A 14,171-nucleotide genomic window follows, 5' to 3' on the forward strand; every position below is an offset into this window, starting at 1 on the left:
CTGTCAGGCTCCCCCTGTCTTGATAGCGCCTTGTGCTGCGACTAATGTCCCGGGCAACCATGTTAACAGGGACATTCCGATGCAAGCCATCATCGACAAGCTGACGAGCGCCGTTGCCGCCACCCATGCCGAAGACCTGCGCGCCGCCTTTGCCGCCGATCCGCAGCGCTTCTCGCGTTTCAGCGTCACGCTCGGCGACCTGTTGATGGATTATTCCAAATGCGCCGTGAACGGCGAAATCCTCGATCTGCTCGAGGAACTGGTGACGACCGCCGGCGTCGCCGACAAGCGCGACCAGATGTTCTCAGGTGCGCCGATCAACTTCACCGAAGGCCGCGCCGTTCTTCACACGGCGCTGCGCAACCGCTCGAACCGCCCCGTGATGGTCGAAGGCCGCGACGTCATGCCTGACGTCAACGGCGTGCTCGAGGCCATGGGCACCTTCGCCGAGGGCATTCGCTCGGGCGAGACCAAAGGTGCGACCGGCAAGGCGATCACGGATGTCGTCAACATCGGCATCGGCGGCTCGGATCTCGGCCCGGTCATGGCGACACTGGCGCTCTCGCCCTTCCATGACGGCCCGCGCCTGCATTTCGTCTCCAATATCGACGGCGCCCATATCGCCGACACGCTGAAGACGCTTGATGCCGAAACCACCCTCTTCATCGTCGCGTCGAAAACCTTCACGACGATCGAGACGATGACCAATGCCCAGACGGCCCGCGCCTTTGTCGCGGACGCGCTCGGGGAAGCGGCCGTCGGCCATCATTTTTGCGCCGTCTCGACCGCGCTCGACAAGGTCGCCGCCTTCGGCATCGATCAGGCCCGCGTCTTCGGCTTCTGGGACTGGGTCGGTGGGCGCTATTCGATCTGGTCGGCCATCGGCCTGCCGCTGATGATCGCGATCGGCCCTGATCATTTCGGCCAGTTCCTTGATGGCGCCCACGCCATGGACGAGCATTTCCGCACCGCCCCCTTCCGCGACAACCTGCCGATGCTGCTCGGCGCTCTTGGCGTCTATCACCGCAAGGTGCTGAACTACCCAACCCGCGCCATCCTGCCCTATGACCAGCGCCTGTCGCGTTTCCCGGCCTATCTGCAGCAGCTCGACATGGAATCGAACGGCAAGAGCGTCACCATCGACGGCAAGCCCGTCCAGGGTGCCTCCGGTCCCGTCGTCTGGGGCGAGCCCGGCACCAATGGCCAGCACGCCTTCTATCAGCTCATCCACCAGGGCACGAGCGTCATCCCGGCCGAATTCATGATCGCCGCCAACGGCTTCGAACCGGAGCTCCGCCACCAGCACGACCTCCTGATCGCCAATTGCCTCGCCCAGTCGGAAGCCCTGATGAAGGGCCGCACACTCGCCGAAGCCAAGGGCCAGCTCACCGCCAAGGGCGTGACCGACGAGGACGCCGATTTCCTCGCCCCCCACCGCGTCTTCTCCGGCAACCGCCCCTCGATCACCTTTGTCTACGACCAGCTCACCCCCTACACGCTCGGCCGCCTGATCGCGCTTTACGAACACCGCGTCTTCGTCGAAGGCGTGATCTTCCGCATCAATTCGTTTGACCAATGGGGCGTGGAACTCGGCAAGGAACTGGCGACGGGGCTTTTGCCGGTGGTGCAGGGCAAGGTCGCCGCGACCGGGCATGACAGCTCGACGGTCGGACTGGTCTCGGCGCTTTCGGAGCGGAAGACGGGGTGAAGTGGCCGCTCTGCCCTTCGGTTAGGACACCGCAATCCAGACTCCCGAGGCAAGCAGCGCGTGCATGAAGACCAACTGACCATTACCGTTGAGCAAGTCCGTCACCTGATAGCGGATCAGTTTCCGCAGTTTCGAGGCCAGGACATCCGGGAACTTGAGACCGCAGGCACAGTGAATGCGATCTTTCGGATTGGCGAGAGACATGCAGCCCGCTTTCCGCTCCGGACGATGGATCCCGCCGTTTCTCTGCGAACCCTGGAACAGGAAATCGAAGCCAGTCGCGAGTTCCATGAGTACTGTGCATTTCCCAGCCCGGTACCGGTTGGCATCGGACAGTGGGGCGCAGGGTTTCCGATGCCATGGCTGGTGCAGACCTGGATCGACGGCGATGTCGCTACTCCTCACGGTCTCAGCACTTCACTCGATTTCGCGCGCGATCTTGCTCACTTGATCAGCGCTTTGCGCAAGGTCGACCTGAAGGGGCGGACCTTTTCCGGTCCCGGTCGAGGTGGAAAGCTGACCGATCACGACGCCTGGATGGAGGTCTGCTTCGAAAAGAGCAAAAGCCTCCTGGATGTCGCGCACCTTCGCCGCATGTGGAAACGCCTTCGTGTGCTCCCCCCTTCGCGGACCGAGGCAATGTGCCACAAGGATCTCATTCCGACGAACCTGTTGGTGAAGGGAGAGCGTCTGATCGGCGTGCTTGACACCGGTGGGTTCGGTCCGGCCGATCCGGCCCTCGATCTCGTTGCCGGATGGCATCTCCTCAACCACGAGACCCGAACCACTTTCCGGGAAACACTTGGCGTCGATGACCTCGAATGGCAACGAGGAGCCGCCTGGGCGTTCCAGCAAGCCATGGGCCTGGTCTGGTACTACAAGGACACCAACCCCGTGATGGCCGAATTGGGCAGAAGCACACTGTCTCGACTGGCCGAGGCCGAGCTTTGATCGGGGGGCACCGACGCTTCGTCTGCACCTGAAGACGACCCCTGCCCGTCCGCAATCCTTGACGCTTCGGCAACGCAGTTCTTTGACGTGGTCTTAGAGGACAACAAGGCTGCATGCTTGATCGAGTAACCACGTTGATATACATTAAGCCGCAGGTATATCATCGGAGTTGATCATGCAGATCGCCAAATGGGGCAACAGTCTCGCGGTGCGTCTTCCCGCTAGCGTGGTCGAAGCGCTGAAGCTGAAGGAAGGCGATGACATCGAAATTCGCGCGACAGACTGGCGCGCGCTCGATGTCGCCCGTAAGCCGACACCTGAAGATCTGCTTCAGCGCCTGCGAGCCTTCCGGGGACGGCTGCCGGCCGACTTCACGTTCGACCGGGATGAGGCGAATGGCCGGTAGGTTCGTCGACACGAACGTAATTCTTTATCTCGCCTCGAGCGATGCCGAGAAAGCCGATCGAGCGGAGGCCGAAATTGCCAAGGGTGGCACGATCAGCGTTCAGGTCCTCAACGAAACCGCCAATGTCCTGCGCCGCAAGCTGCGGATGTCCTGGCCGGACACTCATTTGTTTTTGGACATGATCAGGGCGCTGCTGAATGTCGAACCGCTCACGGTTGCAACCCACGAGACGGGGCTTGTCATCTCAGAGCGTTACGGGCTTTCCATTTATGATGCGATGATCGTTGCGACCGCACTCGTGGCCGGTTGCGACACATTGCTGTCCGAAGACATGCAGGACGGCATGAACATCGATGACAGCCTGCGCATCGTCAATCCGTTCGCCCAATCCTAAAGGCGACCTGGGGGGCGCGGCAGGCAGTCGAGCACCCTCAGCGAGGTCAAGAGGCCTGCGTCGAAGGCATGACCCTCGATATCAGCTCTTTTAACGACCGGGGCATGACAGCTCGCCGTTCCGCCCGGAGTTACCCCTTTCGTGCGGAAGATGGAGGACGTTGAAATGGCTCCCCCGCGCTCGCATAGACGGCCCTGTCAGCACACCGCTCTCCCCGGCGACCCTGCACGAGCGGTCCGTCATTGACAATCTCCCATTTCAATGGTTCTTGGCGCTCAGGTTCCGAGCACCTGCCGCCTGCAGACGCAAGTCACGGTAAAGCCGGTTCGCAGTTTCTTCTCACCCTCGAAGCATTTCGTCGGTGGGCAATGCAGGCCCCCATCACCATCGAAATGCCTCTTTGGAGGAGTGAGTGATGTCGCTGCGACAATCGCCCGAAAACCGTTTTCTGACTGCCTCTCCCGGCAGGCTCTTCGCCGTCACCGCATTGCCGATGATTGCGATCATGGGCATGAATGGCATACTTGGCATCGTCGATGCCTTCTTTCTCGGCCATTACGTGGGTGCCGATGCCATGGCGGCGGTCGGCATGACCTTCCCGATCCTGATGATCACCATCGCGCTGGCGACCCTTGTCGGCGGGGGCATGTCGAGCCTGCTTGCCCGCCAACTCGGCGCCGGAAACCGCGAGGAAGCCTCGGCAACGCTTGCCGGCGCCCACGGACTTGCCCTGTCCATCGCTTTGGTACTCATCGTGCTTTTCTGCGCCGGCGGCAGACTTTTCTCGATCCACCTTGCCGGCTCCGACGGGTCGATTGCGGACATGGTCTGGGTTTTCCTGGCGATTTCCGTGGCCGGAACACCGATCCAGTTCCTCCTCGCTGTCCACGCCGATGCCTGCCGGAACGAGGGCCATGCCGGCACCATGGCCTTGATGTCGCTTGGGGTTACCCTTGCCAACATCGTGCTGAACTCCGTTCTTGTGGCGCGCATGGAGCTTGGCGTGGCCGGATCGGCCCTCGGCACCGTGCTGGCGCAGGCGCTCGGATTGACCCTGCTCCTCGTCTTGCGCCGGCTCAAAGCCGATATGCTGCCGCTCGCCAGCCTCTGGCGAAACCGCTGGACCAATCGTTGGCAAGCAATCGCGGTCCTGGGCGCGCCTCTCAGCCTGGGTTTTGCCGGAATGGCACTTTCCGCTGCCAGTGTCGTTGTGGCCCTGCGCTTTTCGGCAAGCGCCGACTATGCCAAAACCATCGCAGCCTACGGCATCGCGACACGGATTTTCGGCTTTGCCTTTTTGCCCAGCATGGCCGTCGGCATGGCGATGCAGAGCATCGTCGGCAACAATGTGGGCGCGGGTCTTTATGCGCGCTCCGATGCCACCCTTCGGATCGCGGCGACGACAACACTGCTTTATTGCGCTGCCGTTGAGGGTCTGCTGTTGAGCCAGGGCAGTGCCTTGGGGGCAATGTTTGTCGCAGACGCGGCTGTGATCGATGACGTCGGCCGGATCCTCCGGATCATGGCAGCCCTCTATCTGTTTTCGGGGCCTGTCCTCGTGCTTGGCCTTTATTTCCAGGCTCTTGGCCAGCCGGCCCGCGCAGCGCTTCTCACGCTCGTCAAACCCGTCCTGCTCGTGCCCTTGCTGATCGGGACTGCCGCAATCTTGCTGGGCGGGAATGCATTGTGGTTCGCCTATCCCGCCGCCGATGCTCTCGCGGTGGTGATCACCGTCCTTGTGTTGTTGACTGCCATCAAGGAGCGGGGCCGTGCCGGTATCGGGATCGCTGCGACGGGGGTTCGACCATGACAGTCAAAAGCATCGCGGAAGCAAAGGCGCAGGCAAAGGCGCTGCGGGTCACGCTCGCGGCGGAAGGCACAGTTGTCGGCCACGCCAAGGCCCTGGAACTGATCGCACACCGGAACGGCGCGCGCGACTGGAACACATTGTCTGCTCAACTGGCAAAACTTGCTCCACCCGTCTTTTATCTGCACCAGAGGGTCAGGGGCCATTATCTCGGGCAGGCATTCAAGGGCGAAATCACCGCGATCACGTCTTCGGAAAGCGGCCACGCCCTGTCCGTCTGTTTCGACGAGCCGGTGGACACCGTTACCTTTGAGGGTTTCTCCAACATGCGTCGCGTGGCAAGAGGCGTCGTCGATGATAGAGGTCATTCCGCAGAAAAGACGTCAAACGGGATGCCACATCTGATCATCAGTCCGCTGTAAGGCATGCAGGGCGGCTTGTCATTGACGGCCGCCTGCGCATCACCGTTTGGCCAATCCTGCACACGGTCGGGGCACGCCGCAAGCGTGCCGTTTCAGTGAAAGGCCGCCACTGGATTCATTAACCTTTCCCTGATAGGTTGCAGGCAAATCACCTGTCTGGCTGATGCATGATGCTTTGGTTCTGTCGCCCGGATTGCCCATGATGGCGTCCATCCGAGGATAAGAGATCCTGCGATGACCACCGTCACCCCCTCCAATTCTGCAGCACTTCTGATTCTTCAGCAGACACGCTCCGCTGGCGCGGTCGAACAGGACGGGGCCGGGACTGACGCGCTTGTCGCAACCGCGAACGGTCTTGATGGCAAGATCGGCAGTGCCGCGCAGCCCACGCAGGCACAATCGAAAATCTCGGAATCCTTCTTCAGCGTGAACCACGTGAACATCAACAAGCTGAAGATCGATCTGATCGAGCGCGCCGGCAAAGCGCTGGGCGTCGACGCGTCGGATTACGGGTCGAGAGAAGAGTTTTCCAGTGCCATGCAGAAGGCGCTCGGCAAGCTGAAGGCGGAGGGCGGCGATATGGCCGTCAAGAGCCTCGAGAAGGAACTCGGCCTCGACAAGCTCGGCGTGTCCATTCAGGACGTGATCGACAGCGCCAAGGACCCGGATGCGAACGACAAGCTGACAAAGGCTTTGGAAAAGCAGGAAGGTGAGGAGCAGGGAGACGACAACAGGTCTGAGCCGCTGTCGATCGTATCTGACGACAACGGGACCTACCGACCGGCGGGATCGTAAGACACCTAAAGGCGTTGCCGTCCAGCTGGAAACAGCCATCCAGCAAGCTGTTTCCGCCGCTGAGCGTGATCTTACGCGTCCAGCATTTTCTCCAATGCCGCCTGTAGCGCATCCGCCGATGCCTGGTCGAAATGCAACTCATAGAACTCGATGCCTTGCCGCGCTTTCTCGGTAAAGTCTATCCGCGAGTTGTCTGTCGCCATATCCACCGGTTCGCCGGTCTCCGCCGAGATCTTCAAGGTCATGCCCAGAAAGGGCGCGCTTTCATCGAAAGACATTTTTCCGCTGCGGAGCTGTTCATTCATCCAGTCGAACAATTCCTGGCGGGTCATGCGGGTGAAATCGAGCGCCTCTTGCCCATCGCTGCCGCCGGTCGTTTCTTGCGTATCCTGCGCCCGTGCGGACACCATCGCACCAAATGCCTGTGTTTCAGCGCGCATCGCCGCAGTGGTGCGCGCGCCAGAGACCATATAGCTGGCGGCTGTGTCGACTTTCATGATTGCTCTCCCTTATGTGGCACGGAAAGTAGCAATCCAATCTTGCGTCAACCTTTGCTGGCAAACGGGATTGCAAGGCTGGCCTCGCCGAGGGGGTGGCGAGACGGAGCCTGACCTGACAGGCCGACCTTCCGGCCGCGCCTCAGAACCCGATCTCGGCCGCCGTCGGCGGGTTGGCCCCTGCCCGCGACACAGTCACGGCCGCCGCCTTCGCGCCGACGGTCAGCGCCTGCCGCACCGCCTCTTCCGAGAGCGTCGCAACCTTGTCTTTGGTCAGCAATCCCTGACGCTTCAGCGACGCCAGAATGCCCGCGTCAAACGTATCGCCGGCGCCGACAGTGTCGACCACCTCGACCTTATTCGAGGGCACAGAGACTTTGAAGTTCGCGGTATAGGCGGTCGCACCTTCCGCGCCCTTGGTCAGCACCACGAGCTTGGCGCCGCGCGTCAGCCAGTATTCGGCGCGTTCGTCCTGGGTACCCGGCAGATCGAACCAATCGAGATCCTCGTCGGAGAATTTCAGGATGTCGGACATGTCGGCCATGCGGGCGATGCGCGCCTTGTGGGCTTGCTTGTCCTTGATGAAGCCTGGGCGGATGTTGGGGTCGAGCGAGATGACGCGGGTCTTGTGCTCGCGCGTCATCAGCGCCTCGTAGGTCGAGCCGCAGGGTTCCGGGATCAGGCTGATCGCGCCGAAATGCAGGGCCTCGCAGCTGTCATCCAGCGTGGGCAGATCGGCTTCCGTGATCATCCGGCCCGCCGTATTCTCGTCGTAAAAGGCATAGGATGCCTGGCCGTTGGTGAGCTTGACGAGCGCGATCGTGCAGGGGCGCGAGAGCGTGGCGCAATAGCTGTAGTCGACGCCGGAGGATTTCAGCGTGTCGCGCAGGATGTCGCCCAGCATGTCGTCGGAAAGACCGGTGAAGAAGCCGGTGTCGATGCCGAGCCGCCCGAGCGCAATCGCCGTGTTGAAGATCGCGCCGCCGGCATAGGGCGAGAAGGCCCGCTCGCCGAGCGTGGTTTCGCGTGGCAACATGTCGATCAGCGCTTCGCCGCAACACAGGATCATCTCGACCTCCCAGTCTTCCGTTTCAATCGATTTAAACCAAGTCGCGCCCGATTTCCAGTGCGACCATGAGCAATTGCTCAGGCGAGCGACGAAACCCCACCATTCCGACCGGACCATTCCAGCGGCGCATCGAGGAAGGCCTCGACCTCCGACAGCGTCTCGTCGTCGAACAGCTTCTGTTCACGCGCGACGGCAAGCACATTGCGCCATGTGGCGATGTAATGCAGCTTCACCTTGCCGTCGTCGAAGCGCTGCAGCGCCTCCGGGAAGATGCCGTAGAAGAACAGCGCGATGCCGTGATCGACCACGCCGCCTGCTGCGCGGACCGCATCGATGAACTTGAACATGCTGCCGCCGGCGGTCGTCAGATCCTCGATGACGAGCACGCGCGACCCTTCCGGCATGTGGCCTTCGATCTGGGCATTGCGGCCATGGCCCTTCGGCGCCTTGCGCACATAGATCATCGGCAGGCCCAAGCGGTCGGCGAGCAGGGCCGCAAAGGGAATGCCGGCCGTCTCGCCGCCGGCGATGCAGTCGAACTGCTCGAAGCCGGCATGACGCATCAGGGTAGCTGCCGCGAAATCCATGACGGCGGAACGTACGCGCGGATAAGAGAGAAGCTTGCGGCAGTCGATATAGACGGGGCTCTTCATGCCCGAGGAGAGCTTGTAGGGCTCGGCCGCATTGAAATGCACCGCCTTGATCTCCCAGAGCATCTTCGCCACGAGGTCTGCCATGACGGCGGGGTCGGTGAAGGGGGTCTGGATCATGGCGTTCTCCTCATCGGTCTCGTTTCAAGGCCAATAGCAGCAAGCGGCAGGACTGACCAGAGTGGCGCGATGGAACAAATTGGCGGTATTTGCCTTTACCGCTGGCCTCCAACCGCAGGACTTTCATCCGATGGAAAACATCCTCGTCATCCAGCCCCTCGTCGCTCTCATCGCCGGCATTCTCATCCTCGTGATGCCGCGGCTGCTCAACTATGTTGTCGCGATCTACCTGATCGTCATCGGCGTGCTCGGCCTCTGGCCGCAGCTCGGCTCACTCGGTGGCTGAGACCGGTATCGCCGACAACCGCCCAAGAAAAATGCCTCGCGTCAACCGCGAGGCATTGTCGTTTCAGGCGACATCCCAGTGCAGCGAGAATTTCGGGTTGAAGACCGTGACCGGCCCGGCGCCGGTGAAGATCTTCACCGGGAACTCGACGGGCTCCTCGCGCTTCACCAGGGTGATCGTCTCCTCGTTCGCCGGCAGGCCATACCAGGCGGGGCCATTCAGCGACGTGAAGGCTTCGAGCTTGTCCAGCGCATTCTCCTGTTCAAAGACATGGGCAAGGCAGCTCATGGTGTTGATCGAGGTGTAGATGCCCGCACAGCCGCAACCGCACTCCTTCAGTGGATCGACATGCGGCGCACTGTCGGTGCCGAGGAAGAACCTTGCATCGCCGGAGACGGCCGCCTTGCGCAGCGCCTGGCGATGGTTCTCGCGCTTGGCGACAGGAAGGCAGTAGTAATGCGGCTGGATACCGCCGACCAGAATGTCGTTGCGGTTGATGATCAGGTGATGCGTGGTGATCGAGCCGGCGAGGTTCTTCCCGGCCGACTGGATATAGCCGACGCCGTCTTCCGTCGTCACATGCTCCATGGTGACCTTCAGTTCAGGCAGACGCTTGCGCAGCGGATCGAGAACCGTGTCGATGAAGACCTTTTCACGGTCGAAGATGTCGACTTCGGGTGTCGTCACTTCGCCATGCACGCACAGCGGCAGGCCGATCTTCGCCATGCGCTCCAGCACCGGCATGGCCTTGTCCATGTCGCGCACGCCGCCATGGGAATTGGTCGTCGCACCGGCAGGATAAAGCTTCACCGCCGTGATCAGGCCGGAGCGCTTGCCCTCTTCCACGTCGTCGGGATTGGTGTGCTCTGTCAGGTAGAGCGTCATCAGCGGCTCGAAACGATCGCCTGCCGGAATGGCATTGACGATGCGCTCGCGATAGGCCTTTGCATCCGCCGTGGTGACCACTGGCGGCACAAGGTTCGGCATGATGATGGCACGGGCGAAATGGCGGCTGGTGTCGCCGATCACGCCTTCCAGCATGGCGCCGTCGCGCAGATGCAGATGCCAGTCATCGGGGCGACGGATCGTCAGGGATACCATAATGCGACATGCCTCCGGCTTACAGAAATCTGCCCGCCCTTAGCATGTTCGTCGCCGTGATCAAAGGATCTCAGGCGACCCGTTCGCCCGGAATACGATCCGGCGATGCCGCCATGGCGCGTTCTGCCTCTTCGGCCTGCTCGCGACGATCCTGGTCCATGATCGCCTGAATGCGCGGCAGCGCCCGCTCGAAGGCCGCGACGCAATCCGGATCGAACTGCGTCCCGGCGCGGCCGAGGATATGCTCGACGGTGCGGGCGAAACTCCAGGCCGGCTTGTAGGGCCGCTCGGTGGTCAATGCGTCGAAATTATCCGCGATGCAGACGATGCGACCGGAGATCGGGATGGCCGTGCCGGACAGGCGGTTGGGATAACCCTGCCCGTCCCAGCGTTCGTGGTGACTGGCGGCAATCTCGGACGCGAGCTGCAGCAGCGAAGAATGCGAACGGCCGAGGATGTCGCTGCCGATCTCGGCATGGGCCTGCATCTGACGGTATTCCGCCTCCGTCAGACGGCCCTGCTTCAAGAGCACCGTATCGGGCATCGCGACCTTGCCGATGTCATGCATCGGGGCGGCCAGGCGGATGTCGTGGCAAAGCTGCGGCGACAGGCCGAGTTCGATGGCGATCGCCTCGGAATAGGACGCGACGCGCAATGTGTGGCGCGCCGTCTCCGGATCCTTGTAGCCGGCCGCCAGCGTCAGGCGATGGATGATCTCCTGCTCGCGCTCGCGCAGTTCACCGACAGCCCGCTCCACCTCGCGGCGCAGCCATTCGGCCTGATCGGCCAGCTGACGGCGGGCGCGGGCAAGGCTGACGATGTTCTGCACACGGGCCTGGAACTCGACTGGGTTGACCGGCTTGGTGAGAAAATCGATGGCGCCGGCATTCAGCGCCGCCATGCGCGTCGTCATGTCCTTGTCGGCGGTGACAAAGATAACCGGCACCTCGGCATATTTCTCGAAGCGGACAATTTCCGTATAGAGCTCGACACCATTATAGACCGGCATCTGGTAGTCGATGATCGCGATGTCGAAATCGAGCTCCGGGAGAGCCGACAGCACGGCATCGGGACTGGCGAAGGGCACCGCCTCGCAACTGTCGAGCTTGCCAACCAGCTTGGTCAGAAGCTTCAGATTGGTGCTGTTATCGTCAACCAACAAGATACGCATGGTCACCTCCGTGCTTCTATGCAACGAGTTTGAATTTGAGGGCCTGGATTTCGTCGCCCAGCATTTCGATGTCGGCCGGCTCCGGCGCCTGATGGCGCAAGGCATTGGCCTTCACCGCGAGATCGTTCAGTCCAACATTCGAGGCCGCCCCCTTGATCGTGTGCAGCACACGGTCCCGCTTCTCGGCATCCGCCTTGCGCAAGGCCTCGTCCAGTTCGACCAGCAGTTCTTCCGCATCGTTGAAGAAGGACTCGACCAGCTCCTGGAAAACGTCTTCGCCCAGGGCATCGACCAGTTCGGCATGACGGGCTTCGTCCAGCCCCTCGATCCCGAGGCCCGGCAGGGCACGCATCGGCATGCCGCTCATATCCGGTTCCGGCAGCTCGAAGCGTTCCACAGCGGCCTTGCCCCCTTCTGACTGATCCTGGGACGGCGACACAGCGCGGTCCGGCGTGGTGGCATAGGCGATCATCTGCTTCAGTCTCTCCAGGGTCACGGGCTTGGATTCGAAGCCCTGCATGCCGGCATCCATGCAGCGGCGACGGTCGTCATCCGAGGCATTGGCGGTCATGGCGATAATCGGGGTGGCCGCACACGGTCCGCCTTCGGCGATGATCCGGCGCGTCGCCTCGATGCCGTCCATCACCGGCATCTGCATGTCCATGAGGATCAGGTCGAAGATCTGGCCACGGGTGATGGCGACCGCTTCGGCACCGTCATTGGCAATCTCGACCTCCTGCCCAAGGCGAGCGAGGAAGCGCGACGCAACGATCTGGTTGACCTTGTTGTCCTCGACGAGAAGGATGCGATAGCGCGGCAGGGTTTCGTCTGCGACGATCTTGGCGGCGACGCTGTCTGCCTCTTCGCGGCTGACCGGGACCACGGCCAGCTCGAACCAGAAGATCGAGCCGACGCCGACCGTGCTGCTCATGCCGAGTTCGCCACCCAGCTTCTCGACGATCTGCTTGCAGATGGTGAGGCCAAGGCCGGTGCCGCCATAACGACGGCTGATCGAAGCGTCGACCTGCGAGAACGGCTTGAAGAGCTTGTCGAGACCGGCCTCGTCGATGCCGATGCCGGTGTCCTCGACCTCGAAGCGGATCATCAGCTTGCCTTCGCGGTAGAATTCGCGCAGGCGCAGTGTGACGGTACCCTGGCTGGTGAATTTGACCGCATTGGACAGCAGGTTCAGCAGGACCTGGCGCAGACGGGTCGGGTCGGTCTTGACGAAGAGCGCCTGCAGCGATTCCGGCAGATCGAGAATGATCGTATTGCCGTGGTCGTCCGCGCGGCCGCGGATGATGCTGACGGTGCTTTCGGCCAGACCGCAGATGTCGAAGGCACGCTCCTCGAGTTCCAGCTTGCCGTGTTCGATCTTGGAGAAATCGAGGATCTCGTTGATAATCTCAAGCAGGGCTTCGCCGGAAGAGCGGATCGTCTTGACGCTCGACAGGGCATCGTCGGGCAATTCCGAGAGTTCCAGCAGTTCCGACATGCCGAGGATGGCGTTGAGCGGTGTGCGGATTTCATGCCCCATGGTGGCCATGAACTGCGACTTCGCCCGGTTGCCGGCATCGGCCGCCTCATAGGCCTCCGTCAGTTCGGAGGCCATGTCCTGCAGTTCGCGGCTGGTTTCGCGGACGGATTTCAGCTGCCGGTTCAGGGTCACGACGAGGAAGACCACGGAGATCATCAGCAGGACGAGCATGATGCCCGAAGTCCGCTCCAGCCCAAGGATGATCTGGCGGCTTTCGGCGCGCTCGGAACTGACACGCGTATTGGTATAGAGCAGGAACTGCTCGGTGATGCGCCCCATGCCCGAAATGATCGTTTCGAGCTGGTCCAGCTGCTCACGCGTGGGATAGGTGCCGGCGGTGATCCCATCGAAAATCGGCTGGATGTCGGAGATGGTTCTGGTGATATCGCCGATATGAGCCTGGATCTTCATGTCCTTGGCAAAATAGCTGCCGAACTTCGACTGATCGAGGATTGCTATGCGCGAATAGAGAATGTCGTAGCGCAGAGCGAGTTCCTGATAGGCCTTGTCCGTCGCCTCGCCGCGACGCAGGACCGACAGACTGTAGTCGAGCTGGCGGGTTTCCCGGTCGAGCTGATAAACCGACCACATGGAGTTTTCCCGCACGCCGTCTTCCATGATCCGGTACTGGCGGGCGATGTCGACGAAGAGGATCAGGAGCACGGAGAGAAGGACAGCCGAAATCAGCTGCAGGATGAAGGCAACACTGCCCCCTCCTGCCGCCTTCCGGAGTGTCTCTTCCCTGTTTTTCACTTGCCGACCTCGATTTCCTTGATCTGCCAGACAGACCGCGAGAAGTATTTCTCATTGTAGAGACTGGGATCCTGGTCGAAGGGATAGACGACCATCAGCGGTCCCTTGTCGCGAACCGACATCAGCTTGCCATCCATGCGGGTCGCCAGGATCGTCGCCAGCTTGGCATCGTCAGCCGGCACTTCGGCCGCATAGTCGTTCAGGGCCTTGACCGAGAGGGTCGACCCCGTGGCGCCGACAGCCTTGAGCAGCGCGCTCAGCAGCGGCCCTTCAAAGGTGACCATGCCCTGCGTCCAGGGTGTTTCCATCGTGGCCTTGCGGCCGGAGAGCGCCTCCAGCATGGCCAGATCGAACTCCGCCGTGTCGCCGACATTGGTGTTGGTGATCGCGCCTTTGACGGTCAGAACGACGGGACCCTTCGGTGCATCCAGGGCCAGCGCAGACGTTGAGCAAACAGCCCCGATCAGGAGCGCAAGCAGCATGCCTTTCATGGGACTTCTCCAG

General features: G+C 61.7%; 15 protein-coding genes. 8 read left to right on the plus strand and 7 right to left on the minus strand.

Annotated elements, in window-relative coordinates; translation table 11 throughout:
- Positions 1-79 precede the first annotated feature (79 nt).
- From pgi to DMY87_RS04970, 7 genes are all read left to right on the plus strand, one after another.
- Positions 80-1,708 (plus strand): glucose-6-phosphate isomerase, encoded by a 1,629-nt coding sequence (gene pgi / locus DMY87_RS04940; protein WP_110790124.1) that lies wholly within the window; start codon positions 80-82, stop codon positions 1,706-1,708.
- Positions 1,709-1,768: 60 nt separating this feature from the next.
- On the plus strand, positions 1,769-2,659 hold the full coding sequence (locus DMY87_RS04945; RefSeq protein WP_110790125.1) for an aminoglycoside phosphotransferase family protein: 891 nt from the start codon (positions 1,769-1,771) through the stop codon (positions 2,657-2,659).
- Positions 2,660-2,834: 175 nt separating this feature from the next.
- The gene (locus tag DMY87_RS04950; protein WP_110790126.1) at positions 2,835-3,065 is read left to right on the plus strand and encodes an AbrB/MazE/SpoVT family DNA-binding domain-containing protein; all 231 of its coding nucleotides are present in this window, start codon (positions 2,835-2,837) and stop codon (positions 3,063-3,065) included.
- The gene (locus DMY87_RS04955; RefSeq protein WP_110790127.1) at positions 3,055-3,459 is read left to right on the plus strand and encodes a PIN domain-containing protein; all 405 of its coding nucleotides are present in this window, start codon (positions 3,055-3,057) and stop codon (positions 3,457-3,459) included. Before DMY87_RS04950 ends, DMY87_RS04955 begins: the two co-directional genes overlap by 11 nt.
- Before the next feature lie 415 nt (positions 3,460-3,874).
- Positions 3,875-5,269 (plus strand): MATE family efflux transporter, encoded by a 1,395-nt coding sequence (locus DMY87_RS04960; RefSeq protein ID WP_110790128.1) that lies wholly within the window; start codon positions 3,875-3,877, stop codon positions 5,267-5,269.
- The gene (locus DMY87_RS04965) at positions 5,266-5,688 is read left to right on the plus strand and encodes a glyoxalase superfamily protein (RefSeq protein ID WP_110790129.1); all 423 of its coding nucleotides are present in this window, start codon (positions 5,266-5,268) and stop codon (positions 5,686-5,688) included. Before DMY87_RS04960 ends, DMY87_RS04965 begins: the two co-directional genes overlap by 4 nt.
- Before the next feature lie 234 nt (positions 5,689-5,922).
- Positions 5,923-6,483 (plus strand): hypothetical protein, encoded by a 561-nt coding sequence (locus tag DMY87_RS04970; RefSeq protein WP_110790130.1) that lies wholly within the window; start codon positions 5,923-5,925, stop codon positions 6,481-6,483.
- 71 nt (positions 6,484-6,554) lie between these two features.
- Here the strand turns inward: DMY87_RS04970 and DMY87_RS24335 are convergent, their stop codons facing one another.
- The 3 genes from DMY87_RS24335 to DMY87_RS04985 all read right to left on the minus strand — a co-directional run bounded on the left by DMY87_RS24335 (position 6,555) and on the right by DMY87_RS04985 (position 8,819).
- The gene (locus DMY87_RS24335; RefSeq protein WP_205908140.1) at positions 6,555-6,980 is read right to left on the minus strand and encodes a hypothetical protein; all 426 of its coding nucleotides are present in this window, start codon (positions 6,978-6,980) and stop codon (positions 6,555-6,557) included.
- 142 nt (positions 6,981-7,122) lie between these two features.
- The gene (locus tag DMY87_RS04980) at positions 7,123-8,049 is read right to left on the minus strand and encodes a carbohydrate kinase family protein (protein WP_110790131.1); all 927 of its coding nucleotides are present in this window, start codon (positions 8,047-8,049) and stop codon (positions 7,123-7,125) included.
- Between the two features lie 77 nt (positions 8,050-8,126).
- The gene (locus DMY87_RS04985; protein ID WP_110790132.1) at positions 8,127-8,819 is read right to left on the minus strand and encodes an orotate phosphoribosyltransferase; all 693 of its coding nucleotides are present in this window, start codon (positions 8,817-8,819) and stop codon (positions 8,127-8,129) included.
- A gap of 130 nt (positions 8,820-8,949) precedes the next feature.
- Here DMY87_RS04985 and DMY87_RS04990 point away from each other — a divergent pair, with 130 nt between their 5' ends.
- Entirely contained in the window at positions 8,950-9,105 is a 156-nt protein-coding gene (locus DMY87_RS04990) for a DUF3096 domain-containing protein (protein ID WP_110790384.1), read from the plus strand.
- Between the two features lie 63 nt (positions 9,106-9,168).
- Here DMY87_RS04990 and pyrC read toward each other — a convergent pair whose 3' ends face one another.
- From pyrC to DMY87_RS05010, 4 genes are all read right to left on the minus strand, one after another.
- Positions 9,169-10,206: a dihydroorotase gene (gene pyrC / locus DMY87_RS04995; RefSeq protein ID WP_110790133.1), complete on the minus strand. Its 1,038-nt coding sequence runs from the start codon at positions 10,204-10,206 to the stop codon at positions 9,169-9,171.
- A 70-nt stretch (positions 10,207-10,276) separates the two neighbouring features.
- Positions 10,277-11,377 (minus strand): HD domain-containing phosphohydrolase, encoded by a 1,101-nt coding sequence (locus DMY87_RS05000; protein ID WP_110790134.1) that lies wholly within the window; start codon positions 11,375-11,377, stop codon positions 10,277-10,279.
- Positions 11,378-11,393: 16 nt separating this feature from the next.
- Complete coding sequence (locus tag DMY87_RS05005; RefSeq protein ID WP_110790135.1) at positions 11,394-13,667, minus strand: ATP-binding protein; 2,274 nt, start codon at positions 13,665-13,667, stop codon at positions 11,394-11,396.
- Positions 13,664-14,158, minus strand: coding sequence for a putative pterin-binding protein (locus DMY87_RS05010; RefSeq protein ID WP_110790136.1), 495 nt, complete (start codon positions 14,156-14,158; stop codon positions 13,664-13,666). Before DMY87_RS05010 ends, DMY87_RS05005 begins: the two co-directional genes overlap by 4 nt.
- Positions 14,159-14,171: the final 13 nt, after the last annotated feature.

Origin of the sequence: Peteryoungia wuzhouensis, from assembly GCF_003205195.1 — a bacterium.
Classification (GTDB): Bacteria; Pseudomonadota; Alphaproteobacteria; order Rhizobiales; family Rhizobiaceae; genus Allorhizobium; species Allorhizobium wuzhouense.

What these genes read in the sequence shown, in the direction of transcription:
- pgi (WP_110790124.1), top strand. Translation starts at nt 80, where the DNA reads ATGCAAGCCATCATCGACAAGCTGACGAGCGCCGTTGCCGCCACCCAT.
- DMY87_RS04950 (WP_110790126.1), top strand. Translation starts at nt 2,835, where the DNA reads ATGCAGATCGCCAAATGGGGCAACAGTCTCGCGGTGCGTCTTCCCGCT.
- DMY87_RS04955 (WP_110790127.1), top strand. Translation starts at nt 3,055, where the DNA reads ATGGCCGGTAGGTTCGTCGACACGAACGTAATTCTTTATCTCGCCTCG.
- DMY87_RS04960 (WP_110790128.1), top strand. Translation starts at nt 3,875, where the DNA reads ATGTCGCTGCGACAATCGCCCGAAAACCGTTTTCTGACTGCCTCTCCC.
- DMY87_RS04965 (WP_110790129.1), top strand. Translation starts at nt 5,266, where the DNA reads ATGACAGTCAAAAGCATCGCGGAAGCAAAGGCGCAGGCAAAGGCGCTG.
- DMY87_RS04970 (WP_110790130.1), top strand. Translation starts at nt 5,923, where the DNA reads ATGACCACCGTCACCCCCTCCAATTCTGCAGCACTTCTGATTCTTCAG.
- DMY87_RS24335 (WP_205908140.1), bottom strand. Translation starts at nt 6,980, where the DNA reads ATGAAAGTCGACACAGCCGCCAGCTATATGGTCTCTGGCGCGCGCACC.
- DMY87_RS04980 (WP_110790131.1), bottom strand. Translation starts at nt 8,049, where the DNA reads ATGATCCTGTGTTGCGGCGAAGCGCTGATCGACATGTTGCCACGCGAA.
- DMY87_RS04985 (WP_110790132.1), bottom strand. Translation starts at nt 8,819, where the DNA reads ATGATCCAGACCCCCTTCACCGACCCCGCCGTCATGGCAGACCTCGTG.
- DMY87_RS04990 (WP_110790384.1), top strand. Translation starts at nt 8,950, where the DNA reads ATGGAAAACATCCTCGTCATCCAGCCCCTCGTCGCTCTCATCGCCGGC.
- pyrC (WP_110790133.1), bottom strand. Translation starts at nt 10,206, where the DNA reads ATGGTATCCCTGACGATCCGTCGCCCCGATGACTGGCATCTGCATCTG.
- DMY87_RS05000 (WP_110790134.1), bottom strand. Translation starts at nt 11,377, where the DNA reads ATGCGTATCTTGTTGGTTGACGATAACAGCACCAATCTGAAGCTTCTG.
- DMY87_RS05010 (WP_110790136.1), bottom strand. Translation starts at nt 14,158, where the DNA reads ATGAAAGGCATGCTGCTTGCGCTCCTGATCGGGGCTGTTTGCTCAACG.